This is a genomic window from Streptomyces brasiliensis (assembly GCF_014647875.1).
GTDB classification, from domain to species: domain Bacteria; phylum Actinomycetota; class Actinomycetes; order Streptomycetales; family Streptomycetaceae; genus Streptomyces; species Streptomyces brasiliensis.
The window spans coordinates 82,058-108,601 of the sequence record NZ_BMQA01000014.1 but is presented as its reverse complement, the minus strand read 5'-3'; the positions used below and the strand labels follow the sequence as shown (position 1 = coordinate 108,601).

The 26,544-nt window shown below is 68.9% G+C and carries 26 protein-coding genes and 3 pseudogenes; 18 read left to right on the top strand and 11 right to left on the bottom strand.

Annotation, left to right across the window (positions count from 1 at the left end; translation table 11 throughout):
- The first annotated feature begins 87 nt into the window (after window positions 1–87).
- From IEZ19_RS22445 to IEZ19_RS22435, 3 genes are all read left to right on the top strand, one after another.
- Window positions 88–495 carry an SsgA family sporulation/cell division regulator gene (locus IEZ19_RS22445; RefSeq protein ID WP_189313068.1) on the top strand — a complete coding sequence of 136 codons (408 nt, stop codon included), beginning with the start codon at window positions 88–90 and terminating at the stop codon, window positions 493–495.
- Window positions 496–767: 272 nt separating this feature from the next.
- Window positions 768–1,340 carry a hypothetical protein gene (locus IEZ19_RS22440; protein WP_189313067.1) on the top strand — a complete coding sequence of 191 codons (573 nt, stop codon included), beginning with the start codon at window positions 768–770 and terminating at the stop codon, window positions 1,338–1,340.
- A 211-nt stretch (window positions 1,341–1,551) separates the two neighbouring features.
- A complete protein-coding gene (locus IEZ19_RS22435; RefSeq protein ID WP_189313066.1) occupies window positions 1,552–1,845 on the top strand; it encodes a WhiB family transcriptional regulator in 294 nt (97 codons plus the stop codon).
- Window positions 1,846–2,207: 362 nt separating this feature from the next.
- On the opposite strand, the gene IEZ19_RS22430 is transcribed toward IEZ19_RS22435, so the two are convergent.
- Both IEZ19_RS22430 and IEZ19_RS22425 read right to left on the bottom strand, forming a co-directional pair.
- Window positions 2,208–2,447 carry a hypothetical protein gene (locus IEZ19_RS22430; protein ID WP_189313065.1) on the bottom strand — a complete coding sequence of 80 codons (240 nt, stop codon included), beginning with the start codon at window positions 2,445–2,447 and terminating at the stop codon, window positions 2,208–2,210.
- A 681-nt stretch (window positions 2,448–3,128) separates the two neighbouring features.
- Window positions 3,129–3,884, bottom strand: a complete 756-nt coding sequence (locus IEZ19_RS22425; protein WP_189313064.1) for a TetR/AcrR family transcriptional regulator — start codon at window positions 3,882–3,884, stop codon at window positions 3,129–3,131.
- 120 nt (window positions 3,885–4,004) lie between these two features.
- Between IEZ19_RS22425 and IEZ19_RS22420 the strand changes: the two genes are divergently transcribed.
- From IEZ19_RS22420 to IEZ19_RS22385, 8 genes and pseudogenes are all read left to right on the top strand, one after another.
- The gene (locus IEZ19_RS22420) at window positions 4,005–4,904 is read left to right on the top strand and encodes an SDR family NAD(P)-dependent oxidoreductase (protein ID WP_189313063.1); all 900 of its coding nucleotides are present in this window, start codon (window positions 4,005–4,007) and stop codon (window positions 4,902–4,904) included.
- A gap of 87 nt (window positions 4,905–4,991) precedes the next feature.
- Entirely contained in the window at window positions 4,992–5,999 is a 1,008-nt protein-coding gene (locus tag IEZ19_RS22415) for an aldo/keto reductase (RefSeq protein ID WP_189313062.1), read from the top strand.
- Window positions 6,000–6,307: 308 nt separating this feature from the next.
- Window positions 6,308–6,637 (top strand): annotated as a pseudogene (locus tag IEZ19_RS50880) (M20/M25/M40 family metallo-hydrolase); the annotation flags it as partial.
- Between the two features lie 345 nt (window positions 6,638–6,982).
- Window positions 6,983–8,167 carry an NAD-dependent formate dehydrogenase gene (locus tag IEZ19_RS22405; protein ID WP_189313061.1) on the top strand — a complete coding sequence of 395 codons (1,185 nt, stop codon included), beginning with the start codon at window positions 6,983–6,985 and terminating at the stop codon, window positions 8,165–8,167.
- 84 nt (window positions 8,168–8,251) lie between these two features.
- The gene (locus tag IEZ19_RS52620) at window positions 8,252–8,614 is read left to right on the top strand and encodes a DUF6510 family protein (RefSeq protein ID WP_268248657.1); all 363 of its coding nucleotides are present in this window, start codon (window positions 8,252–8,254) and stop codon (window positions 8,612–8,614) included.
- Window positions 8,615–8,747: 133 nt separating this feature from the next.
- Window positions 8,748–9,716: an amidohydrolase family protein gene (locus IEZ19_RS22395; RefSeq protein ID WP_189313059.1), complete on the top strand. Its 969-nt coding sequence runs from the start codon at window positions 8,748–8,750 to the stop codon at window positions 9,714–9,716.
- 142 nt (window positions 9,717–9,858) lie between these two features.
- Entirely contained in the window at window positions 9,859–10,044 is a 186-nt protein-coding gene (locus IEZ19_RS22390; protein ID WP_268248656.1) for a FluC/FEX family fluoride channel, read from the top strand.
- 232 nt (window positions 10,045–10,276) lie between these two features.
- Entirely contained in the window at window positions 10,277–10,837 is a 561-nt protein-coding gene (locus IEZ19_RS22385) for an SRPBCC family protein (protein ID WP_189313057.1), read from the top strand.
- A gap of 7 nt (window positions 10,838–10,844) precedes the next feature.
- Here the strand turns inward: IEZ19_RS22385 and IEZ19_RS22380 are convergent, their stop codons facing one another.
- The gene (locus IEZ19_RS22380; protein WP_189313056.1) at window positions 10,845–13,616 is read right to left on the bottom strand and encodes a helix-turn-helix transcriptional regulator; all 2,772 of its coding nucleotides are present in this window, start codon (window positions 13,614–13,616) and stop codon (window positions 10,845–10,847) included.
- An 89-nt stretch (window positions 13,617–13,705) separates the two neighbouring features.
- Between IEZ19_RS22380 and IEZ19_RS22375 the strand changes: the two are divergent.
- Window positions 13,706–14,355, top strand: a pseudogene (locus IEZ19_RS22375) (NAD(+)/NADH kinase).
- A gap of 8 nt (window positions 14,356–14,363) precedes the next feature.
- Here IEZ19_RS22375 and IEZ19_RS22370 read toward each other — a convergent pair.
- Together IEZ19_RS22370 and IEZ19_RS22365 are read right to left on the bottom strand one after the other, a co-directional pair.
- Window positions 14,364–14,693, bottom strand: a complete 330-nt coding sequence (locus tag IEZ19_RS22370) for a nuclear transport factor 2 family protein (RefSeq protein WP_189313055.1) — start codon at window positions 14,691–14,693, stop codon at window positions 14,364–14,366.
- A 503-nt stretch (window positions 14,694–15,196) separates the two neighbouring features.
- Window positions 15,197–15,418, bottom strand: coding sequence for a GNAT family N-acetyltransferase (locus tag IEZ19_RS22365; protein WP_229840601.1), 222 nt, complete (start codon window positions 15,416–15,418; stop codon window positions 15,197–15,199).
- A 436-nt stretch (window positions 15,419–15,854) separates the two neighbouring features.
- Here IEZ19_RS22365 and IEZ19_RS22360 point away from each other — a divergent pair, with 436 nt between their 5' ends.
- The 3 genes and pseudogenes from IEZ19_RS22360 to IEZ19_RS50870 all read left to right on the top strand — a co-directional run.
- Window positions 15,855–16,259, top strand: a complete 405-nt coding sequence (locus tag IEZ19_RS22360; protein ID WP_189313053.1) for an SsgA family sporulation/cell division regulator — start codon at window positions 15,855–15,857, stop codon at window positions 16,257–16,259.
- Window positions 16,260–16,427: 168 nt separating this feature from the next.
- Entirely contained in the window at window positions 16,428–16,922 is a 495-nt protein-coding gene (locus IEZ19_RS22355) for a hypothetical protein (RefSeq protein ID WP_189313052.1), read from the top strand.
- Between the two features lie 281 nt (window positions 16,923–17,203).
- Window positions 17,204–17,879: pseudogene (locus IEZ19_RS50870) on the top strand (sodium:solute symporter); the annotation flags it as partial.
- Here the strand turns inward: IEZ19_RS50870 and IEZ19_RS50865 are convergent.
- From IEZ19_RS50865 to IEZ19_RS22335, 4 genes are all read right to left on the bottom strand, one after another.
- The gene (locus IEZ19_RS50865; protein WP_229840593.1) at window positions 17,839–18,759 is read right to left on the bottom strand and encodes a helix-turn-helix transcriptional regulator; all 921 of its coding nucleotides are present in this window, start codon (window positions 18,757–18,759) and stop codon (window positions 17,839–17,841) included. The pseudogene IEZ19_RS50870 and the gene IEZ19_RS50865 overlap by 41 nt on opposite strands.
- A 4-nt stretch (window positions 18,760–18,763) precedes the next feature.
- Window positions 18,764–20,596, bottom strand: a complete 1,833-nt coding sequence (locus tag IEZ19_RS50860; protein ID WP_229840591.1) for an ATP-binding protein — start codon at window positions 20,594–20,596, stop codon at window positions 18,764–18,766.
- A gap of 517 nt (window positions 20,597–21,113) precedes the next feature.
- Entirely contained in the window at window positions 21,114–21,566 is a 453-nt protein-coding gene (locus IEZ19_RS22340; protein WP_189313050.1) for a hypothetical protein, read from the bottom strand.
- 495 nt (window positions 21,567–22,061) lie between these two features.
- On the bottom strand, window positions 22,062–22,301 hold the full coding sequence (locus IEZ19_RS22335) for a hypothetical protein (RefSeq protein ID WP_189313049.1): 240 nt from the start codon (window positions 22,299–22,301) through the stop codon (window positions 22,062–22,064).
- A 365-nt stretch (window positions 22,302–22,666) separates the two neighbouring features.
- Between IEZ19_RS22335 and IEZ19_RS22330 the strand changes: the two genes are divergently transcribed.
- The gene (locus IEZ19_RS22330) at window positions 22,667–23,434 is read left to right on the top strand and encodes a GNAT family N-acetyltransferase (RefSeq protein ID WP_189313047.1); all 768 of its coding nucleotides are present in this window, start codon (window positions 22,667–22,669) and stop codon (window positions 23,432–23,434) included.
- Between the two features lie 59 nt (window positions 23,435–23,493).
- Window positions 23,494–23,778: a hypothetical protein gene (locus IEZ19_RS22325; protein ID WP_189313045.1), complete on the top strand. Its 285-nt coding sequence runs from the start codon at window positions 23,494–23,496 to the stop codon at window positions 23,776–23,778.
- Window positions 23,779–24,178: 400 nt separating this feature from the next.
- On the opposite strand, the gene IEZ19_RS22320 is transcribed toward IEZ19_RS22325, so the two are convergent.
- Window positions 24,179–24,637 (bottom strand): DUF5709 domain-containing protein, encoded by a 459-nt coding sequence (locus IEZ19_RS22320; RefSeq protein WP_189313121.1) that lies wholly within the window; start codon window positions 24,635–24,637, stop codon window positions 24,179–24,181.
- A gap of 259 nt (window positions 24,638–24,896) precedes the next feature.
- Window positions 24,897–25,862 carry an alpha/beta hydrolase gene (locus IEZ19_RS22315; protein ID WP_189313043.1) on the bottom strand — a complete coding sequence of 322 codons (966 nt, stop codon included), beginning with the start codon at window positions 25,860–25,862 and terminating at the stop codon, window positions 24,897–24,899.
- A gap of 187 nt (window positions 25,863–26,049) precedes the next feature.
- On the opposite strand from IEZ19_RS22315, the gene IEZ19_RS22310 reads away from it, so the two are divergent.
- Window positions 26,050–26,517 (top strand): MarR family winged helix-turn-helix transcriptional regulator, encoded by a 468-nt coding sequence (locus IEZ19_RS22310; protein ID WP_229840585.1) that lies wholly within the window; start codon window positions 26,050–26,052, stop codon window positions 26,515–26,517.
- Window positions 26,518–26,544: the final 27 nt, after the last annotated feature.

Here is a 26,544-nt window from a genome sequence, read left to right as displayed (position 1 = left end):
CGGCTTTCCCAGGGCCGATTCGCCATGTTGCGGGGCAATTCCCAGCACAGTGAGGCGGGCGATCCACTCGGTTACAGGAGGTTTGAAATGAGGAAGTGCCACCGCACGATCCAGATCACACAATGGGCCGCCCGGCGACTGCCCCTGCCGATTGCGTGTGAGTTCGCGTTCAACTCCGGTGATCCGCTTGCCGTCACCCTGGTCTTCGACTCCGACGGGGAGTATCCGGTGCGGTGGGTGTTCGCCCGCGACTTGCTGGCCGAGGGACTCACCGCCAGATCCGGTCAGGGGGATGTGGAGATATGGCCGGTCTACCGCGCGGGCCGACGCTCCCTCTGGATCCAGGTAGGGAAGGCCCGCACCGGCCGTACAGCACTTTTCGAGGTGCCCGCCAGGCCGGTCGCCCAGTGGCTCGCCCAGTCCTACGCCGTGGTTCCACGGGGCCGGGAGATGGCGGACGTGGACTGGAGCGAGCTTACGCAGATGATTCAGTGACTTGGTACAAGATTCATCACTCGATGAGGAAGCAAGCATTACTTTGGGCTGGTGTGTCGACCAGTTAGTGAGTTGACTTCTGATGCTAGGGCGCTCGGTTCACTTCCCATCAGTGATGACACCAGCCTGAGCCAGGTTGTGAGACCGGGCCAGCCAGGCAATGAGACCGGGCGTAGTATCTGTGGGAGCGCCTGAGAACGCCCCCTCAGTAGCCGCATGACATACGTCGACAGCGTCTTCGTCCGAGAGCCGAGCCAAGGAGGGTCTGCGGCATGCCTGAAGCCAAGCTGACCACTACCGAACTGCTGACGCAATACAGTTCCCAGTTGACAAATGATCTCGAACAGAATGTGCAGGAGCAGGACCAGGTCCGAAGCGAGATCGAGACGCTCAAGGCTCGTCTGCTGTCCCTGCAGCACGATCACACTGTGCTTGCGACCATGCAGCAGGCCCTGCAGAGCGGCATTCCCCTTCAGCAGGTCCCCATGTCCACCCCTGTCCAGGGCTACGACCTCCCCACCGTCTCCGCGCCGGGTACCAGCAGGAGGAAGCAGCAGACGCCGACGTTGGTGGCCCTGATCCGGGCCTACCTTGCCGAGCAGTCGGAGCCGTGTTCCGCGGCGGAGATCGCTACTGCGCTGAGCGAGGCTCACCCGGACCGTGTCATCAAGACGACCGTTGTGCGCACCACCCTCGAGGGACTTGTCGCTCGGAGCAGCGCGGAGCGCCTCAAGCAGGGGCATTCCGTGTTCTACACGAGCCTCGAAACCGATCGGGGGACGGACCCGGAGGGAACGGACACGCGCGAAGGCACCCTCACCGCCCGCTCCTCTGCCGACGACTGAGCCGTGAGCCGCCCGCTCCACGGCGGTGGCGACCGCGCCTGCCTGACCGCGGGCCGAGCGGCAGTTGTCATGTACGGGACATTAATGGGCCGCCCCAAAGCCAGTCATCTGACGGATGCTTCACGAAGCCCGTCGAAACGAGCATAAAGGGAGTGAAACCCCGTATGCCGGCCAGGAGTTCGGGCCGCGCGGGGGAGGAAGGAGGAAGAAGATGCGAACCGGACTGATACCCCTGCTGAGTGACTGGGAATGGCAGGAACGAGCGGCCTGCCGCGGAATGAGCAGCACCGTCTTTTTCTCCCCTTCGGGGGAGAAGGGCCGCGAGCGCCGACAGCGGGAGGAGCGGGCCCGCCGGATCTGCAGCCGGTGCGAGGTCATCGAGGCCTGCGCCACCATGGCCCTCGACTGCAGGGAGCGGTTCGGGGTGTGGGGAGGAATGTCCGCGGGTGAGCGCCAGAACATCCTCGGCACAGGTCGTGGGGATGCCGACCAGTGTGCCGGCTGAACCTCCGTATGTGAGCAACTAGTAAGTATCATCAGTGACTTTCTCACTGCAGACCCACATCCTGCCCCGAGCGCCTCTGTGCGTCTCGTGAAGGTGTACCTGGTGCGTATACCCGCCCGGAATTGGTTTGAGGGCACAACGGCATCGCCTAGGGTCATTCGCGGAAGCACGCCCGTCGCGCTCCGGCTCTCTGCCACCTCTCTCGGGCGCGGCGCTGGAAGCTGTCGTCCCTGTGGGGCCATACGTCTTCGGGCACCCCTCGCGCGCGTGCGCTCTCGGCTTCCGGACCCCTCCGGCGACTCGTGGTGAATCAATGCTCAACAACAGATCGAACGTCGTGGGCGGCGGCCGGACCGTCGCGGTCACGAGTCCGGCCGCCGTACTTTCTTCATCACCGTCCGGTGGCGGGCGCGGGTGCCAGGGGAGAACAGGGCGCCGCGGAAGCTGCCGCGCGGGGTGAGCCGGGCGGCGAGCGCCAGCCGCATCATGGCGAAGCCCCGGACGGGAAGGCCGTGGACGATCCCGAAGACGGTGGCACCGGTGGCGTACGGCGACGGCAGGGCGAGGTGGGACACCGAGCCGAGCGCGTTCGCACCCGTCATCGACGGCCGGCCCCCCACAGCTGGGTGATGATGACGACGCTGTGAACAGGCTGATGCCGAACATGCCGTTCACATCATTCCTGGCGCGGATCATCGGTAGTCGGTTCTCATGCATCAGGTCATAAAACACAAGCTATGAGTGCTATCCAGATGGATGACAACAGGAGAGTCACTTACTGGGTCCCTTATCGCTCATATGTGTGATGTTCGACCGACAGCCCTTACGTCAGCATGAGGTCACGGACAGCAGTGAGGAGTCCTGGGATGTCTGGCTACCCCCACCCCAGGGGCGAGACACTGGATGCCATCCGGATCGTCGAGGGGTGCTACCAGGAAGCCCGCCGCACCCTGCGCGGCCATCGTGACCAACTGGACGCCCTGGCCGAGGCGCTGCTGAAGCACGAGACGCTGGAGGAGTCGGAGGCGTACCGCATCGCCGGCCTCCCGTTCACGGCTGCGGGGGGGGGGCGACCGGTGATCCCCCGGGCAGCCGAACGCCGGACTGTCGCTGAGGGCCGGCGGACCGCGACTGGCAGCGGGGCCGGACCGGTGCCGGGCCGCCGGGCCGGGCTCTGCGGCTCGGCCAGAGGGGAGTCGCGGCGGGCGGGCGTGGGGGAGTGGCCCGGGGCTGTGGACCCGCGCCGGGGATGCACCTCGGCGCAGGCGGGAGCGGCCACAGCACTAGCTGCTGCTGCCAGGCGTCGGACTGGAGGCGAGCCGGGTCAGCAACTCCGTGAGCAGCAGGTGCTCGCCGGGGGTGAAAGAACGGTTTTCCTCGGTCTCGTCGAGCAGGGCCTTGAGGGCCACGGCGTGCCGGGCACCGCGGGCGGCACGCGTGTCCTCGGCGGGGGCCTGCTCCGCGCCGTCCGTAGCCACGGCCGCCAGCACGGCCTCCCGTGTGCTCTCCGACAGCCCCTCGTGGTCGGCGAGCCCCCCGGTCGCCTGGGCGCCGATCAGCGTGACCGTCACACCGATGCCGGCGGCCTGGATCATCACCGCTGCCTCCTCGACGCCCTTGCGCAGCCGGCCCGCCTCGGCGACCCGGGTGACCAGCTGCAGGAGGATGCCGTACGCCTCGTTCGTCCCCGCGACGCCCTCACCGGGCCGGGGGTCGGTGTAGAGGAGCCGGTACAGGGCCGGATTGGCGAGTCCGAAGGCGACGTGCAGGTCCCAGCCACGGCGCAGCTGCTCCACCGGGTCACCGGACGCGAGATTGGCCTGCTTCTCGGCGAGATATGCCGCGAGACCGCGCCGGGCGACCTCGTCGAGCAGGCCCTGCATGTCGCCGAACTGCCGGTAGATCGTCTGTGCCTGCACACCTGCGGCCGCGCTGACGGAACGGGTGGAGACCGCCTCCCGTCCGCCCTCGGCCAGCAGGTCCGCTGCCGCTCGCAGGATGCGCTCGCGCGGCTGCGGGGTCGTGTCGATTGCTGTCATGAGATAGATGATAACGCCTGACCGTGATCGATGCTGTGTTATCGTTGATATATCAGATTAGTGAGCGACGATTCGGCCTGAAATCCCGGCGTCGGCGTCATCTTCAAGAGAGGAAGAAAAATGTCCACTGCGTCCTCGCACACGGTTCTGGTCACTGGCGCCGGCACCGGTATGGGAGCCCTCTCGTCCGTCTCGCTCGCCCAGGCCGGCCATCGGGTCTTCGCCTCGATGCGCGACCCGCAGGGCCGCAACGCAGAGAAGGCCCAGGCCCTGCTTGCCCAGGCCAAGGACGCCCCCGGCGAGCTGTCGGTCGTCGAACTCGACGTTCTTTCCGAGGAGTCGGCCGCCGCCGCCGTCGAGAAGGCCGTACAGCAGGCCGGCGGCATCGATGTCGTCGTGCACAACGCAGCCCACCTGCTGGTCGGCGTGACCGAGGCGTTCAGCCCGGAGGAGGTGATCCGCTCCTTCGACGTGAACGCCGTGGGCGCCCTCCGGGTCAACCGCGCCGTCCTGCCGGTGATGCGGCGCCAGGAGTCGGGCCTGCTGCTGTGGATCGGCTCGGGCACGACCCGCGCCATCCCGCCCTTCCTCGCCGCGTACACCGCCGCCAAGGCCGCCTTCGACGCCTTCGCCGAGTCGACCGCCTGGGAGGTCACCGCCTACGGCATCGAGACCACGATCGTGATGCCCGGCGTCTTCACCCACGGCACCGCGCACTTCGCCAACGCCGCATTCCCCGCCGACACCGAGCGCACTGCCGCGTACGACAAGATCGCGCCCTTCCTCGCCTCCATGGGTGAGGACACCGAGCGCATGATGGTCAACGGCGTGAGCGCCGACCCCCAGATCGTCGCCGACGAGGTCGTCCGGGTCGTCGGACTGCCTGTGGGGCAGCGTCCGCGTCGGGCCGTCGCCGACGGCTCCGACTACGGCGCCGAGATCATCAACGGCGCCGCCGAGGAACTGCGGCTGCGCTTGGCCCGCCGCATGGGTGTCACCCGTCTGCTCGGCCGCATCTGAACCAGACCTTCCCGCGTTCGCCGCGGCAAGAGTCCCTCACCTTCGTCCATCCCCGAACGCAACACCCTTCATACGAGGAGAACCGTCATGTCTGTGAGTCGGCGCAAGCTCGGCCGGTCTGGCCCGGAGGTTTCCACCATCGGCCTGGGTGCCATGGGAATGTCGGACCTGTACGGTCCGGCCGACGACGCGGAGAGCATTGCGACGCTGCACGCCGCGATCGACGCGGGAGTCGACCTGATCGACACCGGCGACTTCTACGGCTCGGGCGCCAACGAGATGCTCATCGGCCGTGCCCTGCGGGAGCGGCGGCGCGAGGACGTGGTGCTGAGCGTCAAGTTCGGCTCCCGCCGTACCCCCGACGGCGCCTTCCAGCCGGTGCCGTACGACGTGTCGCCGGAAGCCGTCAAGGACCGCCTCGCCTACTCGCTGCGGCGGCTGGAGACCGATTACATCGATATCTACCGCCCGGCCCGGCTGAACCCGAACATCCCGGTGGAGGACACGATCGGGGCGCTGGAGGAGATGCGCCAGGCCGGCTACATCCGGCACATCGGTCTGTCGGAACTGGGCGCCGAGACGATCCGGCGCGCCGCGGCGGTGGCGCCCATCAGCGACCTCCAGATCGAGTACTCGCTGATCTCCCGCGGCCCGGAGCAGTCGATCATCCCGACGCTGCGGGAACTGGGTATCGGTCTGACGGCGTACGGCGTGCTCTCCCGTGGTCTGCTGAGCGGCCACTGGTCGCCCACGCGTGAGCTGAGCGGGAAGGACTTCCGCGCCCACTCGCCGCGCTTCCAGGGCGAGAACCTGGAGGCCAACCTGCGCCTGGTCGAGGCCCTGGGCCGGGTGGCGGAGCGGCTCGGCGCCACCACCAGCCAGGTCGCGATCGCCTGGGTCGCCGCCCAGGGCGACGACATCGTGCCGCTCGTCGGAGCCCGGCGGCGGGAGCGGCTGACGGAGTCGCTGGGTGGGGCCACCCTGACGCTCGACGCGGAGACGCTGAAGGAGATCGAGGAGGCGATCCCGGCGGGCGCGGCGGCCGGTGAGCGCTATGCCGCCCCGCTGATGGCCACGCTGGACAGCGAGCGCTGAGTCGCCGGAGTCCTGCACCGCGCCCGCCCCCGGATCCGGGGGCGGGCGCGGTCGGTTGCTCATGAAGATGCGCCGCTCTCGGAACGGCACACCACGACCTCCTCTGCGTTCAGCCGGTCGGTCTCCGCGCCGTATGCCGCCAACACGGTCTCGCTGTCCGCGGCGGCCGGTACGCAGGCACGGACCGGCCACTGTCCGAAGAGCACGTCAAGCAGCACTGAAGATGGAGGTGACAGTCACGTGTCGAGATGCTGTCAGCTATCAGCACTGGGAGGAGTCACTCCGTGGGCCAAGACCCCATCGCCACGATGATCCCCGCAGTCCGGACAGAACTCGCCGAGCTGGTGGCGTTCCGTTCCGTGGCGGATCTGGACGTCAGTCCGCGCAGCGAGTCGGAAAGGGCCGCGGAATGGATCGCCGCCACCCTGCGTGCCGAGGAGTTCGACGATGTCACCGTCCTCGACATGCCCGACGGCCGGCAGTCCGTGTACGGCTCCTGCCCGGCCCGCCGGACGCGCCGACCGTCCTGCTCTACGCGCACTTCGACATCCAGCCCACGCTCGACGAGACCGCGTGGACCAGCCCGCCCTTCACCCTGACCGAACGGGACGGCCGCTGGTGCGGGCGGGGGGCGCGCTCGTGGAACTCTGCCAGAGCCACGCACAGGTCGAGCACTGACCTCGCCGCAAAGTCCCGGTCCTCCCTCGAACGCCTTCGTGCCCATGCCGGGGTGCCACCGCATGGTGGACCGCGGCCTTCAGCCCGTGCGCTGCCTGCCGTTCGTCTGACCGTGCGGGGCCCGCCCCTACCTGGAGGTGGGGCGCTCCCCATACCGGGCCGCCGCCGGTCATGGTGCGAGCTCCATGGCCCGGGCCCGGCGCCCGGAGCGAGAGTGGTGGAGTCCGGCCGGACCTCGCCTTCCTTCTGATCTCCGGCCGGTGACCCTGGTCAGTTGATCGCTCGCGTGCGAGGAGAAGTGGGAAATGAAGGTGCTGTGCGTCCTGTATCCGGATCCGCTTGCTGGGTACCCACCCAAGTACGTCCGCGACACGCTTCCCAGGCTCACCGCCTACCCGGGCGGCATGAGCCTGCCGACTCCGTCCGCTGTCGACTTCACCCCCGGGGAACTCCTCGGCTGCGTCTCGGGCGGACTGGGCCTGCGCTCCTATCTGGAGGAGCAGGGACACGAGTTCGTCGTCACCAGTGACAAGGACGGCGAGGACTCCGTCTTCGAGCGTGAACTGCCCGATGCCGACGTCGTCATCTCCCAGCCTTTCTGGCCGGCCTATCTGTCCGCCGAGCGCATCGCCAAGGCGAAGAAGCTCAAGCTCGCCCTCACCGCGGGCATCGGTTCGGACCACGTCGACCTGGAGGCCGCCATCCAGCGCGGCATCACCGTCGCCGAGGAGACCTACAGCAACAGCATCAGCGTGGCCGAGCACGCCGTGCTGCAACTGCTGTGCCTGGTACGGAACTTCGTCTCCTCCCACGAGTGGGTCCGCAACGGTGGCTGGAACATCGCGGACGCGGTGTCGCAGGCCTACGACATCGAGGGCATGGACGTCGGCGTCATCGCCGCCGGCCGTATCGGGCGCGCGGTGCTCAAGCGGCTCAAGCCGTTCGACGTCAACCTGCACTACATGGACCGGCATCGGCTGCCCGAGGCGGTGGAACATGAACTGGGCCTGACCTACCACCCGGACGTCCAGTCGCTGGTGCGCAGCGTCGACGCGGTCTCCGTGCACGCGCCGCTTCAACCACAGACGTATCACCTCTTCGACGACGAGCTGCTGGCGACCATGCGCCGTGGTTCCTACATCGTGAACACCGCGCGAGCGGAGATCATGGTGCGGGACGCGGTCGTGCGCGCGCTGGAGTCGGGGCAACTGGCCGGATACGCGGGCGACGTCTGGTATCCGCAGCCTCCGGCGTCCGACCATCCGTGGCGTACCATGCCGCACAACGCCATGACCCCCCACGTGTCGGGCTCCACTCTGTCGGCCCAGGCACGCTACGCCGCCGGCACGCGCGAGATCCTGGAGGACTTCTTCGCCGGTCGCCCGATCCGCGACGAGTACCTCATCGTCGACGGCGGCAAGCTGGCCGGCGCCGGTGCCCACGCGTACACCACGGCGGGAACCGCCAGCCCTGGCAGTACCGGCGCTTGACCACCTTGAACCACGCGTGGCGCGAGGGACCCGTACCCCCCAAGGACCCCTGGCGCCACCTTCCCCAGGGGGCGCGGGCCCGGCGTGGGGCCCGCGCCCCCACTCGGCCAAGGACGACGATCATGCCCCTCACTTCCCGCTGCACCCACGACCGCAGACTGCCGGGACGAGTACGACGGGTGCGCCGGACACCGCGACGGCGACGCGCTCGCTGGAATGCTCTCAGGATTGTTCGCTGTCGACGTGACGGCTGCGACCGTCCTGTGCGTGCGCTGCGGCTCGGCCGGGCCCGTGGCGCGGCTGCGCCTGGACCACCACGGTCACGGCCTTGTGGCCCACTGCGCCGAATGCGGCGAGCCGGTGCTCAGCGTGGTCCGGACCGAAGACGCGGTCGCGCTGGACCTGCGGGGTACGGTCGCGCTGACCGTACCCCTGGAGAGCGCCTGAACATCGTGCGGGGCTCCCGCGCCGCCGGAGCCCCGCACGGTGCTGCTCAGGCCCGTTGCAGCCGCAGCGTCACCAGCGGGCACCCCGCGCGTGCCCCGCCCATGCCGCCGAACAGGAATGGAGGACCGCTCCAGTGACCGCGACAGCGGAACAACTCATCGACATCCACGCCCACTTCGTCACCCCCGACTACGTCGAGGCCGCCCGGGCCGCCGGTCACCTGCTTCCCGATGGCATGCGCGGCTACCCCACCTGGTCCGCGGCGGAGCACCTGGACCTCATGGACTCCACCGGCATCCGTACCAGCATGCTGTCCATCTCGTCCCCCGGCACACACTTCGGCGACGACCGCGCCGCAGGTGAGCTGAGCCGGCGGGTCAACGAGTTCGCGGCGGATGTGCTGCGCGAACACCCCGGCCGCTTCGGGCACTTCGCGTCCCTGCCGCTGCCCGACGTGGACGGCGCACTTGCCGAGGCCGTGCACGCCCTCGACGTCCTCGGCAGCAACGGCGTCTCCGTCGAGACCAACCACGACGGGGCCTACCTCGGAGACCCCCGCTTCGACCCGCTCTGGAGGGAGCTGGACGGCCGCGGCGCCGTCGTCTTCGTCCACCCCACCTCGCCGCCCTGCCACGAGGCGGTCTCACTGGGCAAGCCCCGGCCCATGCTGGAGTTCCTGTTCGATTCCACCCGCGCCGTTTCCGACCTGCTGTTCAACGGAGTGCTCCGCCGCTACCCGCGCATTCAGTGGGTCATCACTCACGGCGGTGGCGCGCTCCCGCTGCTCGCCGACCGCATGGAACTGTTCCGCACGGTGTTCGGCGTCGGCTCCGCGGACGGTCCCACCGTGCAGGCGGAACTGCGCGGCCTGTGGTTCGACATGGCCGGCAGCCCGTTCCCGCACCAAGTGCCCGTGCTCACCACGACCTTCGGCTACGACCGGCTGCTCTACGGCAGCGACTACTGCTGGACCCCGGCCGCCGGAGCCGTCGCCCAGATCGCCTCCATAGACGCCGCCGAACAACCGGAAGGCGGCACCTGGCACGCGCTGACCACCCGTAACGCGGCCCGCCTGCTGCCGGAACTGGCCGCTGGGAACTGACCGGGCCGACCACCATTCCGCAGAGGCGCACCATGACCACGTCCCTCCGGCGCATCGCCTTTGTTCACGAGGCCGGCCCGCACACCGGGCCGGCCCGCGCGAAGGCGGCGGTACCCGCCGCGGTCACGGTCGGCGGCGCAATGTGGCCGGCTGTGCGGCGATCGGCGTCTTCATGACCATCTCCAGCGGGATCGAACACCCGTATCCCCTGTTGCCCCCATCCTTCGGCACCGGCGTCCTGGGCGGGTTCACCACCTTCTCCACCTACACCGTCGCGGTGACCCGGCGGGTCATCGCACGGTCGCGGCTGCTCGCCGGTCCGCCGTGAACCGGCTCCTCGTTGCGGTCGGCGGCCCGGTGGGTGCGGTGCTCCGCCATCTCACCGACCGCGCACTGCGCGCCCGGATCGGCGGCGTCCCTCCCCGGGGCAGGTTCACCGTGTTGTGGGGCTGATCCCGACGGCGGGCGCGCGCCACGGGTTGCCCCTGCCACACGTCACGCTCGGTGCGCGGTATCCCGTCGAATGACTGATGCCCGCCCGTGCGCGGTCGGGAAGCCTGATGACGGACGCAGTCATCAGGAGCCGCACGGAGGAAGAGATCGTGTTCGATGCGCCCGGTACGGACCAGCCGGACAGCCGCCGACTTCTGCACTGGCCGATCGGCTACTCCCCGGACTTCTCGGATCTCTGGAGCCTCGGCGAGGTCGTCATCGACGCGCAACCGGAGGTCGTTTTCGGACACCTGGCTGACATATGCAGGCGGGAACGGGACTTCACGGGCATCGGCGACGGGTCGGCCGCGGACACCGAGCCGCAGGGGCTGCAGACCGACAGCGAGTTCACCTACCGGCTGGACGGACTGGCAGTGCGTGCACGGGTCGGCGAGTGCAGCCGCGGCAGCCGCCTGGCCTGGTTCGCGCAAGGCATCGACGTCGGCCTCTACCAGGAGTGGCTGTTCCTGGCCCGTGGCTGCCGGACCCTGGTCCTCATGGGGTTCGCGGCCCGTGGACCCGCCGCCATCGCACACCGGGAAGCGGATCCAGCCGGAGCCCAGCGCATGGTGCACAGGTGTCTAGCGGGGCTGAAGGCGCAGGTTGAGCGTGGTACGGGCACGGCCTGAGTGAGGCCTAGGTGTCGTCGCCGCCGATCGCGTCCCGCAATGCCGCTCGCTTGGTGATGCCCAGCTTCGGGAAGATCTGATACAGGTGACTGCTCACTGTCCGGGGTGAGATGAACAGCCGTTCACCGATCTCCTTGTTCGTCATGCCGGACGCCGCGAGCCGCGCGATCTCGAGTTCCTGGGATGTCAGGGCGGCCACGCCCTGGGCGCTGGAGGGGGTTCGCGTGGCCTGTCCCGCCGCCCTCAGCTCCCGTTCGGCGCGCGCCGCCCATGGAGCGGCGCCGAGCTTCTCGAAAGCGCCGAGTGCCTGCTTGAGCTGGACCCTCGCCTCGTTCGCCGCCCGTGAGCGGCGCAGCCGTTCGCCGTAGAGGAGGCGGACGCGCGCGGCGTCGAAGGGCCATTCGGCCACCCGGGGCAGACTCAGCGCGCGCTCGAACAGTTCCGGGGCCTCGTCGCCGGCGACGAGCGCCGCGGAAGCCGTTTCCCGCATCGCGAGCCGGGGGGAAAGGGCCGCGATGCCCGACTCTTGCAGCACGCGTACGTGTCGCTCCGCCTCGGCCCTGCGGTCAGTGCGAACGGCGGCCTCTACCAGCTCCATGGCCACCCAGAGACTGTGGGGTACGTGCGAGGCGAGGGTCCCGGCGGGGCTGATGCCCGTCGCATGCTGATAGGCCGACTCGAAGTTGCCCTCCCCGAGATGGGCCAGGACCAGGGCGTGGCGGGCGTACGTCTGGGCCATGCCCACGCCGCGCGGACCGGCCCAGCCGATCATCTGGTCGGCGAGGGCCCGGCTGGTCTCGAACCTGCCCTGGACGGCGGCGAGGAGAGCCTGGTGATAGCGGAAGTAGAAGCCGAAGAACCTGCCTCCGAACTCATCGCACACGGCAAGGCCCTCGTCCGCCAGTTCGCCGGCCTCGGCCCATTCGCCGCGGACGAAGTCGTCGAAGCACACATCCATGAGTGCGACGATCCGCCGTCTGCCGGGCCCCCCGGCCCGGCCCTGCCGGATGCTCCGCCACAGGGGCTCACGTACCTCGGCCAGGCGGTCCGGGTAGATCGCGCTCGCCGCCACATCCTGCACCACGGCCGGATCGGACTCGCGATGGATCGTCGCCAGCCTGGCCTCCAGGGTCGGCAGCAGGGGCACCCCTGTGCGGACGGGGTCGGCGCCGAACAGACCAATGCCCAGGGTCATGATCTCGGGCGGCTCGGGTCTGAGACGTGCCATGGCCGTGTGGAAGGCCTCCCACAGTTCGGCCCGTCCGCCGACGATGCACACCAGAGCGAGGGTCCACAGTCCTGTGATCAGTTCCTCATCGTCCGCATCCGTATGGTTCGGCCAGGACTCGATCGCTCCGACCAGGAGGCGATGGGCGGTGTCCACGTGCCCGTCCGCGTCGAGCAGTTGGAGAGCCGCCGCTGACGCGTAGTGCAGTGAGGTGGGCGCCTGCTCGTCGGACCGGTGGATCCCCTGCAGCAGTTCCGTGGTGCTCTTGGCCTCGGCCAGGCCTTCCGCTCCGATGTAGGCGGCTTCGGCGAGGCGGCTGCTGCGTGCCTCCGCCATGGGACTGAGATCGGCTGCGCGGCACAGCAGGGAGATCACAGCCTGGTAGTCCCCGCGGCCCCGGACACGGCGCGCCGCCGCCTGCAGCAACGCCGCCACCTCCTCGTCGGGTTCCACGGTGGCTTCGCCCAGGTGCCACGCCCGGAGTTCGAGGTTGCCGCGGGAGGCCTGCGCCAGGGCCTGGTGTATCTGCCGGCGTTCGGCGGACGTCGACTCCGCCACGACGGCGGACCGGATCAGCGGGTGCCGGAAGGTCACCTTGTGCGAGGCGGCTTCGACCCGGACGAGCTGGTCCTGCTCGGCGGGCGCGAGGTCGTCCAACCGGTACCCGGCGTCCGTCGCGTCCTGCAGCACCCTGAGGTCGCCGGTGCTTTCCAGCGCAGCGGTGAGCAGCAGGGTACGGGTGGCGGCGGGCAGGGCCGCCACCCGGGCCGCGAACAGTCCTTGCAGGCGTTGGGTCAGCGGAAGTATGCGCGGAAGGGGCTGGGCCGGACCGCGCCGGGACTCCCGCAGTGCCTGCGGCAGTTCGAGCAGGGCGAGGGGATTGCCCTGCGCGGTGCTGAGCACCCGCGCCCGGACCTGCGGGTCAATGCCGGGGAAGCGCTCCGCGAGCAGGTGAGCGGCGGCTTCGTCGTCCAGCGCCTGCAACACCATCTCGGGCAGCCCGGAGACGTCGAAATAGACGTACGATCCGGATCTGAACGCAGCCAGGAGCCCTGCCCTGCTCCCGATCAGTCGGCGCGCGACGAAGCTCAGCACCGCGGCACTGGCCCGGTCCAGCCAGGGCAGGTCGTCGATGACGAGCAGCAGCGGGGCACGAGCCGCCATCCTGCGGAACAGCAAGGTCACGGCGTTGGACAGCAGGAGCCGGTCCGGAGGGGGGCCGACCTCGAAACCCAGGGCGACCCTGAGCGCCTGGGCGTGTTCGTCCCCGAGTTCGGAGAATTCGTCGACCAGGGGGAACAGGGCCTGGTTGAGGCTGGCGAAGCTGACCTCGGCCTCGAACTCTGCTCCGGTCACGCGGAGAACGGTCGTGCCCGAGTCGCGGGCGGCGTCGGCGGTCGCCTCCAGCAGAGCCGTCTTGCCTACACCCGCCTCGCCGGACAGCAGCAACGCGCCGCCGTTCACTGCGGTCTGTTGGACGAACCGCTGCAGGAAGTCGATTTCCTCCAGACGTCCTACGAGGGTTTCGGGTCGGGCAGCGGGCTGAATCACCCGTGAATTCTCCCTCAGGGCGGATCCACGCAACAAGGTGGATATGCCGGAGCCGGGGTTCACCCGCACTTTTATGGGGTTGAATCGGGATGGAAGCGCTGCTGCTCCACGGGCACGGTTCCGCACCGCCGGCCCCGCAGGTCCAGCCGGAGACCAGGGAAGGCCAGGGCTGGGGCGTGGCCCTGGACGTGAACGCCCTCAACGACATCGTCCTGGAGAAACTCGCCCGCGATCGCCAGGTGAGCGTCGGCGTCTACCTCGCGGGCAGGCTGCTGGCGTCCTACTCGGCGGACGCGCTGGCTGTGGCCACGCCCACCGCCTCCACCGCCTACAGCTTCGCCGCGGGGGCCCCGTACTGTCCCCGCACATGGACGCGGTCGTCTTCACCCCCATCGCCCCGCACGTGACCTTCAACCGCAGCATCGTCGTGGCGCCCGGCGAACCGGTCGCCCTCCGGGTCCTGCCCCACTCCGGGCAGGCCGCCGTGAGCGTCGACGGCCAGCTGCGCGGGGTGCTCGACCCCGGTGACTGGATCGGTGTCTTCCGCGCCCCGGACCGGCTCCGGCAGATCCGCCTGCACCCCACCGACTTCTACGGGCGGCTCCGGGCCCGGTTCCGCCTCACCGACGCCCCCGCCACGGCCCCGGACGGGCCCTCGGCGCCGTTCTTCCAGCCCGACAGCCCGCTCCCGCCCGACCTCGTCGGCATGCGGCTGCCCCCACCGGCAGCTGCCCGCTGACGGGGTGCTCAGCTGATCCGAAGGCTCGCGATCAGTCCGTCGCGCAGTTCGCAGGCCATGGGACCGGTGCCGTTGTAGCCGTTGCCCGACACCTTCAGCGTCAGCAGGTAGCTTCCGGCAGCGTGGCCCTGTTTCGCCGAGACCAGGTCGAAGTGAGCCTGTACGCCGATGTTGTCGGTCCGGTTCCAATCGCTCACCCCGCGGCGGCCGTGGAACTCGCGGCCCCAGTCGTTCAGGTACGCGTCGAGCGTGAAGGCGGCCACGAAGGCTTCGGAGTCACGGGCGTTGGTCGCCTCGATGAACGTCCGGATGGCGTCGGGAAGTTCGATGTCGGTCATGGGATTCGTTCCTCACAGGAAGGGGGGATCATTCTGCCGGTTCACGAGCCGGCACCGCGAAGAGTCCGTACTCGCCGACGACGGAGAAGCCGAGCCGTCGGTAGACCAAGCACGCCGTCGCCGGTGGCCTGCAGCGTGGCGACCCGCAGGCCGAGAGCTCCCGGCCGGCGTGCACTGCGGCGTGGGTGACAGTCGCGCCGATTCCCTGCCGCCGCTGTGCGGCGTCGGTGGTCACGGCGTAGACACCAGCGATGCCGTGTGCCGCCCACCGTAGAGCGGTGCCCGCAGTCACCTCGCGCCACCGATGCCGCGCCTGGCCACCGGCGAGTCCGCTGCGGAGTACGGAGAGGTAGCCGTCCTCGCGCTCTTGCGCTCCCCAGCCGAGTCAGTAGTCACACGGCAATTACCGAGTTGGGCCTCGAAGTCTGCTATCTCTGGCCGAGTCACAACAGCGAATATAACTCAACTAGATGTCATTTCGGGTGCAGATGTGACATTAGTTGTCAGGGGGTGGGTCCTGAGAAGAGGCGGTATTCGGAGACGGCTGTGAAGCCGAAGCGCCAGTACAAGGGCTCCCCGGCCAGGCCGGCCCCGAGCGCCGCCAGCCGCATCCCGCGTTCCCGCCCGACCCGCAGGGCCGTCGCCATCAGCGCGCCGCCGATGCCGCGCCGAGGATGGTCCTCCGCGACATGGACCAGGAAGATGCCGGCTACCTCATGGGCCATCATGACGACCGGGTGGACGTGCCGCTGCGGGAGGACACCCTGCCCGGTCGCATCCGGCCGTGCCTGCGCCGACCACGACGTGATCGTACGTTTCGTTGATCATCATCCAACCTTGTCTGCGCAGACCATTCAGCGAGTCGGTGACTCACTCATGCGTGGGGGCACATTACTTCATATGTCTTGATGGGCGACTTAGGTTGTGAGTCAAGGGGGCCCGGGAGTGTTTCGGTGGCCTGCGCGCGGAGCCCGCCGCGCCCGCGCGGCGGATCACCGTCACTTGACGTATGGGAAAGGGGCGGTGCGACCTCGCATGATGAGGAAGCGGGCCGGGTGGAGCGTGGGCGACCCTGTCCCAGGAACTGGGAAGCGAGCAGATGAAACAGTCGGAGACCGTGGAACACCACTTTTCCTTGGCTTGCAGGTGGGGGTGGACGAAATGAGGAAGGCGCACCTCACAACTGTCGCGACATATTGGATCGCGAAGCGACTTCCAATGCTGATCTCCTGCGAATTCTCCTATGACGTGCGGGATCCCTATGCCGTCACCCTGATCCTGGACTCAGAAGGTGAGCATCCGGTGCGTTGGGTCTTCTCGCGGGAACTGCTGGCCGACGGGCTGACCGGCAGTGCCGGCGAGGGGGATGTCACCGTGTGGCCGGAGAGTGACGGGGGCGGCGGGTGGTTCCTGTGGCTCGAAGTCGGCCGCGATCCCCACACGGCCCTGTTCGAGATGCCTGCCGAGCCCGTCACGGAGTGGCTCCTCGAGACCTACGGCCTGGTTCCCGAGGGACAGGAGTCGACGGGCGTGGAGTGGGACGCGCTGACTCACCTGATCGAATGAGGTTGTCAGGTTCATCCGCCCATACTGATGCACGTTTTACCAAGGGGTGCCACACTGAGTTCGTGCACTGACGCCGGACGACGTGTGTATTGACGTTCAGTGGCGGCAGTCTGGGAAAGACCTCTGGAGCGTGGCCTGCACTCGGAGCCGAACCAAGGAGTCTGCCGCATGCCCGAGACCAAGGCGACGACCACCACGGACTTGGTGACGCACTACAGTGCTCAGCTGGCGAGTGATCTCGACCGAAACGCACGGGAGCAGGACAAGACCCGGGCCGACCTGGAACAGCTCGAATCGCGACTCCTCGCTCTACAGCACAACCATGCCGTTCTCGTGACGATGCAGCGGGCCCTGGAGAGCGGCATCCCGCTGCAGCAGCCGTCCGCGCCCCCGGGGTGGGGTGTGACCGGTGGCGTCGCTGGCGGGCGGGGCGCCGGAAGGCGGGAGCAGCACGCGCCGACGCTGGTCAGCCTCATCCGGGCCCATCTGGCCGAGCGGTCCGAGCCCTGTTCTGCAGGCGACGTCGCGGCGACGCTGAGCAAGGCACATTCCGACCGGGTCATCAAGACCACCGTCGTGCGCACGACCCTTGAAGGGCTCGTTGCGAAGGGCATCGCCCGACGCATCAGGCAGGGGCATTCGGTGCAGTATGTCAGTGTCTGAGACCTTGCTGGGTTTCGGGGGCGTCCTCGGCAGCGGTGGGTCGTGCGGCAGGACGTAGAGGAACGTCGAGCACGACTGGGACGCCGGGATTGCGGCCGATGTGGCCATGGTCGGCGCACGTGGTTCCTTGACGAAGCCGACGACCGTACCGTCGTGAAGTTCCAGCCTGTGCTCTGACCCGGTGGCAGAGTGATGCGTCGCAGCTCTCCGACATCATGTCCCGCGATGGCCTGCTTGGTCGCCATGCGGTCGGAAACGGTGGACAGGGCGCCGAATGCACAATGCTCGGCTTCCTGGCGATCGCGGCCGGGGTGAAGGTCACCAGCGCGCAGTCAGCCGAGGACATGTTCCCGGCATGGTTCCAGGGTGTCGCCTTCTCTGCGATCGGCGTCCGCATCGGTGCCGGCTGCCAACATGTCGATCGCGGCAACCTGTTCACGCGGAACATCTACAAGGACTTCATCAGACCGGGCGCCAAAGCCGAGCAGGAGACCCGGGTTTCCAAGATCATGTCGCTGCTGGTGAAGGCGGGCGCACTGATCTTCCTCCTGACCATGGACAACGCCGTGGCCGTCAACTACCAGCTGCTCGCCGGAATCTGGATCCTGCAGACCGTCCCGGCGCTGGTCGGCGGCCTGTTCACCCGCTGGTTCCACCGCCGACGCTGCTGGCCGGCTGGGCCGTGGGCACGGTTACCGCCTACGGAGTGTCCTCACCGGCGCAGAAGCACTTCGGTGGCAATGCCACGAGGATTCCCGGCATCGGTGAGACCGGCTACATCGGTCTCACGGCCTTCGTGCTCACACGGCCTTCGTGCGCAACCGTTTTGTCACCGTGGCGCTCACGCTCCCGCTCAAGGCGGCCGGGGTCCCGGAGGGCACCGACGAGACCAGGCCATCGGACTACACGGCGGATCCTACTGCGACAGTGCGTCCCGCAGCGCCGCGCGCGAGGTGATGCCCAGCTTGGGAAAGATGCGGTAGAGATGGGTGCCCACCGTGCGGTGGGAAAGGAAGAGCCGTTCGCCGATCTGCTTGTTGGTGAGGCCCTCGGCGGCGAGCATGGCAATCTCCACCTCCTGGGTCGTGAGGCCCCCGGTCCCCGCGCCCTCGGCGACCGGGAGGGGCTGGTTGCGTCCAGCGGCCCTCAGCTCGGCGCCCGCTCTGTTCGCCCAGGGGGTGGCCCTGAGACGCTGGAAGACGGTGAGCGCGGTGCCGAGATGGGACCGTGCCTCGGCCACGGAGCCGATGCGGCGCAGGCGCTCACCGTAGAGGAGTTGCACACGGGCGTAGTCGAACGGCCAGTGATTGGCGCCGGGGGCCGACACGGCGCGCTCGAAGAGGGCCGGCGCCTCTTCGTCCGAGGCCACGAGCGCTTCAGCGGCCAGGGTGAACAGGGCCAGCCGGGAGGACAGCTCCGGCAGCCCTGCCTCACGCATCGCCCGGGCGTGCGCCACCGCGTCCGCGAACCGGTTGGTACGCAGAGCCGCTTCCACGAGGTCCAGGGCCACCCAAAGGGCATGGGAGGTGTATGGGGCCAGCCTGCCCGCCGGGCTGAGCCGGGAGGCGTGCTGGTAGACGGCCTCCCAGTCGCCGCGCCCGGCGGCGGCGAGTGCTCTGGGGTGGTGTGCGGTCAGGGCCGCGCCGTAGGCCTTGCGGGCGGTGGTGACGCGTGTGAGTTCATCCGCCCACCAGTGCGCCTCCGGGTCGCCGCGGGCCGCGGCCAGCAGGGCCTTGTGGAAGTGAAAGAACCAGGTCATAAAGGCGTAGCCATGGCTTTCGGCGAGTTCCAAGCCCTCGTCGGCCAGCCGCTCGGCCTCCTCCCAGCGCCCGACCACGAAGTCATCGACCCAGGTGCAAGAGCGCGCTCAGGGTAGTGCGCACGGCGCCGCCCGTCCGGCCCTGCTCGACGAGGCGCCAGTCTCCCGCACGATAGTTGCCGAGCATGTCCAGATAGATGGCCGAGGTGTGGATGCGCATCAGCTGATGCGGCTCCCGCTGCTCGTCCTGGTGGTCGATCAGCTCGGCCACACGCCGCCGTACGTCGGGTGGTGTGCGGGCGGCATCGGGGACTGTCCTGCTCATGAGCAGCAAACTGCTGGGCGGTTGCGGCTGGAGCCGGTCGATGGCGGCGTACAGCGGCGGCCAGAAGTCCTCCCGGCCGGCGAACCAGCAGATCATCAGCAAGGTATGGAGTGCCTCGACGAGGTCGGTGCGGGAAGCCCGGTAGTCGTGGTCCCCCTTCTCGATGGCCTCGAGGAGCAGCGCGTAAGCCGTCTCGGCGTCGCCATCACCGTTGATCAGCACGTGGGCGGCGGCGGCCGCCGCATGCAGTGAGCCGCCGAACCGTGGGTCGATGGTGCGGATCTCGTCCAGCAGATGGGTGGCGGTGCTCAGATCACCGGTGACGTGGGCGGCCAGATAGGAGGCCTCGGCGAGCCGCCGGCAGCGGCCGTCGGCGTGGGCGCTGCACTGCGCGGCTCGGACGAGAGCGGTCATGGCCCCGACCGCGTCACCGCGGCGCAGCTTGCGACGAGCGGCTTCCTCCAGCAGGGCCGCGACCGACTCGTCGGCTTCGTTCGCCGCTTCGGCGAGGTGCCCGGCACGGCGCTCCGGATCGTCGGTGAACAGGTCGGCGAGCAGTCGGTGGGTCCGGCGCAGCTCGGCCTCCCCGGCGGAGTCCACTACCGCCGAGCACACGAGGGGATGGCGGAATTCCACATTTCGCGAGGCGAGGTCCACCTTGATCAACTTCACGCTCTCGGCCGGTGCGAGGTGATCGAGGACGGGTTCGGCACCTGCGGCCCGCTGGAGTACGCGCAGGTCGCCGGTGCCCTCCTGGGTCAAGATGAGGAGGATTGCCCGTGTCTGGGGAGGCAGCAGGGCGACGCGGGCCGCGAACACCGACTCGACATGGCGTGTGAGCGGGAGTACGTCCGGCAGTGCCCTGATGCCGGACAGCTGATCGGTGTGCAGGGCCGCGGGCAGTTCCAGCAGGGCCAGCGGATTGCCCCGGGCCTCGGCGACCAGACGATGTCGCACGCTCGGTGCCATGGCGGGGAACGCGGCGCGGACCAGTTCGCCCGAGGGGCCCTCGCCGATCGGCTTGACCTGCAGTACCGGAAGCCTGCTGCGCTGGAAGTGGTCGTGCTCGTTGGTGCGGGAGGCGGTGATCAGGCCCACTCTGCTGTCGGCCAGCCGGCGGGCCACGAAACCGAGCGCGACCGCGCTGGGGCTGTCGGCCCAGGGCAGGTCGTCCACCACGAGCAACAGCGGACTCTTCTCGGCCTGCCGCCGCAGCAGGGTGAGGCAGGCGTTGAGGATCATCAGGCGTGACGGAAACGGGCCGCTGTGCCAGCTGAGGGCCGCCGTCAGGGCGTCCTGGAACTCTTCGTCCAGCTCGGTGAGTCCCGAAGACAGCGGGAGGAGCAGCTCGCCGAGTACGGCGTAGCTGACGTCCGCCATGTACTGGACACCGGTGGCCCGGATGACGCGGATCTCCTGCGCGGAGGCGCGTTCCACGGCGGCCTCGAGCAGGCGGGTCTTGCCCACGCCCGGCTCGCCGTACAGGAGGAGGGTGTCGCCCTGTCGTCGGGCTCGCTCCAGGAAGGTGTCGAGCCTGCGCAGCTCTTCCTCGCGGCCGAACAGCGTCGACGGCGGAGTCTGGTCGTCCAAGGATGCACCTCTGAAGAGTCCTGCTGTCACCACTGGCAGCCCCGAATGGAGACATGGTGATGTCAGCTACTGATGGGCTCTTGTCACCTATGTCTAACATAACTGGGTGGACGTGAGACGTACATGGGTTAGTGGTGATCGATTGAAATTTAAATGATCATTTGGATGTTCAAGTCAGTTCCCGGCCGCCATCGACCTGGAGTTCAATGGCGCCGCGAAGGACCGTTTCGATCTTCTTATTCGGCCCGCCCGGCGTGCAGCGGACCCCGTCCTCCGGCCCGGCGCGACGTAGGGAAGCGGCGTGGGAACGCAGCAGACCGCTCAGCGATAGAGCCGCTCCGTGATCTCCCGGTTGGTGAGTCCTTCGGCCGCCATCAGGGCGATACCTCCTGCTTCGTGGCCGGCGCACTTCGCCTTTCGGGCGCGGGCCACCCCACGCCGACCCGGTGACCGTTCGCGTTCGCGGTCACCGGGTCGGCACTTCTTTCAGGTCCTGGTTCCCACACTGAGATTCTCCTCAGAAGTTCCTGAACGGGCTGAGGCACACAAGGTGGCCGGGGATGATCGTCTTGACGATCACCACACCACGGTGATCAAACCGGATAATCCGGATCACCACGTGGCGGTGCACGAAGAAGCAGAACTGGTGGTGCCGGTGCAGCCGGAAGTGGTGGATGTGGTTCCGGTCACCGAACCCGTGGCCTGGCCGGACGTTGCCGAACCCGAACCCGTTGCCTTGGCCGTGGCCGACCCGCCCCCCGTTGCCGAATCCCGAACCCGTTCCGGGTTGCGGCATGGTGCTGGTGCTGGTGGTGGGCGGAGTCGGGTTGGGTTGCGGCATGGTGCTGGTGCTGGTGGTGGGCGTAGTCGGGCTGGGTTGCGGCATGGTGCTGGTGGTGGGCGTAGTCGGGTTGGGTTGCGGATCTGCCATAGCGGGCGCCGCACCCGTGAAGGCCACCCCGGCTGCCAAGAAGGGGATGATCGCGACTGTTGAGAGACGCATGGTACGTGACCTCCTAAGCGGGTTTGCGCCATATGCCGTTTACATGTACGGATCTGGCAGCCTCAGAGATTGCGCTGGTGGCACGTCCCGGGCGACGGTGCCTCCCGGGCGACGTAGGGGGAGGAGGTCGCCATGGATTCGACCGCCTCGCCCCGTGTGCCCAGACTCCAGTGGCCGCGCATCGTGGACGCCGCCGACATCGTCACCCAGCTACGACGAGGTCGGCGGCTGCACCCTGCGCCAGGCGTACAACAGGCTCGTCTCGGAGGGCTTGATCCCGCACACCGTGCCGCCGTACCGACGTCTGTCGGCACGCCTTGCCCAGGCCCGCCAGGAAGAGGGTTCCCCGACCTCATCGGCCCGTTGCGCGAGGTCCACGTTCCGCCAGCCTGGCAGGACGCCGGGGCGTTCCTCCGGGATGCGCCCGACTGGCTCGCCCTGGAGCGGACCGCGGGCCAGTCGTCAGCCCTGTACGTGGCCTGCGAGAAGGACACGCGGGCGCAGTCGACCGGCTGGCTGGAGCGCACGGGGATCCCTGTGCTCGTCGTCCGGGGGTTCGGCAGCCAGAGCTACGTGCAGGTCGTCCGCGAGCGCACGGCCCGCGACCCGCGTCGGGCCGTGCTGCTCCACGTCGGCGACGTCGACGCCTCGGGTGCCGACATCGAGCGGAACCGGGTGGCCAGCACAGACTGCTGGAGCCATGTCACTTCCTTGCCTTCGCAGGATCGCTGCCGTCTTCATCTGCTGCTGGGGTCTGGTCCGCCGGCACCGTGCGCTCTCTCGCTGGCTTGGGAAAACCGCTTGCCCGCTCGGGTCGGTCGTGGAACAGTGTGCCGCGCTCTGCGACCTTGCAGACACACTCACAGTGAGGAACGAAGCCAATGTTCTCGGCGTCCCCGAGCGGCCGCCGTCGGCACTGAGCGCCCACTACGCAACGGCCTCAGCCTGCCACGCTGTTCCCTACGGCGGCCCCACGACGCGGTGCCTGACGCACCGCCATCTCCCGTGCCGCGACTCCCCGAGTTCGCCAAGGGCTCCACCCGAGACTTCGTGAGGTCAGCACCATCATGGACATTCAGGTCCAGAGATTCGCCGCTACCAACCTCCGCCGCCGTCCCGTGGTCGTCGAAACCGACGGCTTCGTCGCGGGCTTCACCCCCGGTACCGACAACCCCTACCTCAACTACGCGACGCCGCTGCCCGGGGCAGAGCCGACCGAGCGGGACGTCGCCGCGCTGATCGGCATCTTCCGGGAGCGTGGTCTGCTGCCCCGGCTGGAGTTCGCCCCGCAGGCCGCCCCCAGCGTGGAACCGGTCCTGCGTGCGGCGGGCTTCGGCACAGAGGCGGTGCATGAATACCTCGTCTGCACACCCCACACGCTGATACTCCCCCAGTCCGCCGATTCCCCCCGCGTGGAGAGTCCGACCACCGACGAAGAGTTCGCCGAGCTCGATGCCGCACTCGCCGAGGCATTCGGTGACGTCTTCGCCCCCTCCGCACAGGGTGCGGCCCGCCTGCGCCGCACCCAGCAGAGCGGCGGAGCAGTGCGCTTCGTTCGCGGCCCGCAAGGCGGCATCGTCGGCGGGGCATCCTGCTCCCCGACGGCAGAGGACACCGCCGAGCTGTCCGGCGTCGGCACCCGCCCCGCCTACCGTGGCCGTGGCGTCGCCGCCGCAGTGACCGCCGCCCTGACCGAAGCGATGTTCACCCAGGGAGCCGGGTCAGTCTGGCTGGAGTACTCCGGAGAAGGGTCCCGCCGCGTCTACGAGCGGGCCGGCTACCGACCGCAAGGCACCCGCCTTTACCTCTTCCTGCCTCCGGTCGAGCAACCCTGACGGCACCAACCCGCTCGGGGCGCCTGCCTGCCGCCCCCGACTTCCCAACGCTCTACCAGTTGAGACGATCTCCACGCGGGCCCAGCTGCCTGCCGCGGCGGTTTGTGCCGGACGCGGCCGACTTCGACGTCGACGCCATCGTGGACGACCTCATCCCCGTCTGCGGTGGCGAACCGCCCGGCGTCGGCAGCCTTGACGACCTCGCCTACCGGACCATCGTCGAACGGCACGACACCACCGGCGGGGCGCCGGACACCGTCTGCACCGCCGCCGACGCGCGCCTGCCCATCTCCCTGCGGTGGCAAGGTGCGACGGCGAGGTCGCCTGTCGGGCCGCCGAGATGAGGTTGAAGCACAGCGGCTGGGACACCGTCGACATGTGGGAGCAACTCGGCCACTGGTTACGTCGTGGCCGTTCGCCGCAGCTGGTCGGCGAGGCCCACCAGCGCGACGTTGCGGGGGCCGACGCGAGGGGGTTCGAGCCTGTCGAAGCGGGGGCGGACCGGCCGCCGATCAGTGTGATGTGCGCGCTGCCAGGAGTGCCGGCGGGCGACACCGGTCTCTTCCGTACGACCGCCTCCGTGGTCGTGGGGGAGATTCCCTGGCGATGGACCAGACGGTCCGGCGCACCGTCGCCACCCCAGACGTCCACGTCCGCAGTCCGTTCGCCGAGCGGCGCCCGAGGGCCACGACAAGCGCCGGTCGTTCGCCACGATCGACCGCCCCCGACTCGGTCAAGGCCCGCTCAGGTTTCGAGCCAGGTGTCGGACTCGGAGGTCAGATGCATGGCGGCCTCTTCGGCCGATGCACCGGCTCCGTCCAGCCCCACGTCCGAGGCGATGAGGCCGGACCCAGCGCTGACCGGCAGACCCTCGTCCGGCCCGACGAGCCGTCCGGCGCGTGCGTCACCGACCTCGGCGTCCAAGGGTTCGCCGTCGGTGTCCCAGGTGTCTCCGATGCCGTCGCCCTGCGCAACCGCGATGTCCGGTATCTCCTCGGCCAAGCGCTCGTCGAGGCTTTCCCCGCGCAGCCGTTCGGCCGCCGTGACGCCGGTGTGTTGCACGCCCCACGGTCGTTCGGGCGGCGAGTAGCCCTCGTCGAGGACTTCCTCACCGGCCCGGTAGTCCAGGGTGTCCGACGCGTCCAGCAGTCCGGCGTCGTCCTGTACTTCGGACCCGTCCGGCTGGTAGACGTCGTCACCCATTGCTTCGTCGGTCAACTCAACTCCTTGGTTCACGCGGCGGGATGGAGAGGGGGGCAGCCGTCCGTCATCGCACAGCCGACGCCACGTCCGTGCCTCTGTGGACAACTCCCCCTCGTCAGCCTATCCGTGGCGTTCGCCCGGCGCTCGGCTCCCGCGTGCCGCTGCGCGACCGTGGTCATCCGCGAGGTGGCTTCGTGTGCCGGGCCGTGAGGCGCCCACGAGGCCGTGGGCCCTTCACGGCCTCATGGACGCCCGCGGGTCACGCCGTGCCGAGTGCTGTGCGCAGGGTGGTGACGGCCAGGGTGATGGCAGCTTCGGCGGCGTGGGTCTCACGCAGGGCGTTGAGCATCACGAAGTCGTGGATGATGCCTTGGAATCGGACGGCGGTGACCGGTACGCCGGCCTCGCGCAGCTTGTTGGCGTAGGCCTCGCCCTCGTCGCGCAGCACGTCGGCTTCGCCGGTGATGACCAGCGCCGGCGGCAGATCCCGCAGTTGCTCGATGGTGGCGCGCAGCGGAGACGCCGTGATCTGCGCGCGCTCGCTCTCGTCGGTGGTGTACTGGTCCCAGAACCACTGCATGCCGTCGCGGCGCAGGAAGTAGCCGGTGGCGAACTGGTGGTAGGACGGCGTGTCGAAATTGGCGTCGGTGACCGGGTAGAACAGGACCTGCTGGACCAGCGCGGGTCCACCCCGCTCCTTGGCCATCAGGGTGAGCGCGGCGGTCATGTTCCCGCCGACGGAGTCGCCGGCCACGGCGAGCCGCGAGCCGTCCAGGCCCTTGGTGGCGCCGTGCTCCACGACCCACTGGGCGACGGCGTAGTTCTGCTCGATGGCGACCGGGTAGCGGGCCTCGGGGGAGAGGTCGTACTCGGGGAAGACGACCGCGGCGTCCGCGCCGACGGCGAGCTCGCGCACCAGACGGTCATGGGTGTGGGCGTTGCCGAAGACCCAGCCTGCGCCGTGGATGTAGAGGATCACCGGAAGGGTGCCCTGGGCACCGGTGGGCTTGACGATCCGCGCCCGGACGCTGCCCGTGGGGCCGCCGGAAACGGTGATCCACTCCTCTTCGACGGACGGCTTCTCGATGTCGCCGGACTGCACGTCGTCGACCGCCTTACGGCCCTCCGCCGGCGGCAGGTCGAACAGGTACGGCGGGTTGGCGGTCGCCTCCGCGAACGCGGCGGCCGCGGGCTCCAGGACGGGCTGGGTGAGGGACTCGGACATGACTGGCTCCTGAGAATTCATAAAGAAGATCGTTCGTGGTGCTCCGCCGGCTGGCCGGCGACTGAGAAGAAACATAGCTTGCGATCAGATCGAGCGCAACTAAGTTGTGCACGATTCATTTGGGCGGACCTGATGGCGTAGGATCGCGTACGGAACCGCCGTATCCATGCGACAGGAGGAACGAGCCGTGAACGAGGGGACAGACGCCACCGCGCACGGTGGCGCCCGGGGATCGCTTCAGTTGCGGGACCAGCTCTGCTTCGCCCTGTACTCCGCCTCCCGGTCGGTCACCGCTCGTTACCGGCCCTTGCTGGACGAACTGAACCTGACCTATCCCCAGTACCTGGTGATGCTCGTCCTGTGGGAACAGGACGAGATCTCGGTCCGCGGCCTGGGTGCCGCCCTTCAGCTGGAGTCCAGCACGCTGTCCCCGCTGCTCAAGCGGCTGGAGGCGGCCGGCCTGGTCCACCGGGAGCGCCGCGCGGATGATGAACGCTCGGTCACCCTCACGCTCACCCCCTCAGGGCTTGCCCTGCGCGACCGGGCGCGCGCCGTGCCGCTCGCCATGAGCGGGGCCATGGGGCTGACCGAGGAGCAGGACGAGACGGTCAAGGAGCTGCTGCGCCTGATCAACGACAACGTGTCACGGAGTTGACTGACGTCGCTGACTTGATAGCTAAGC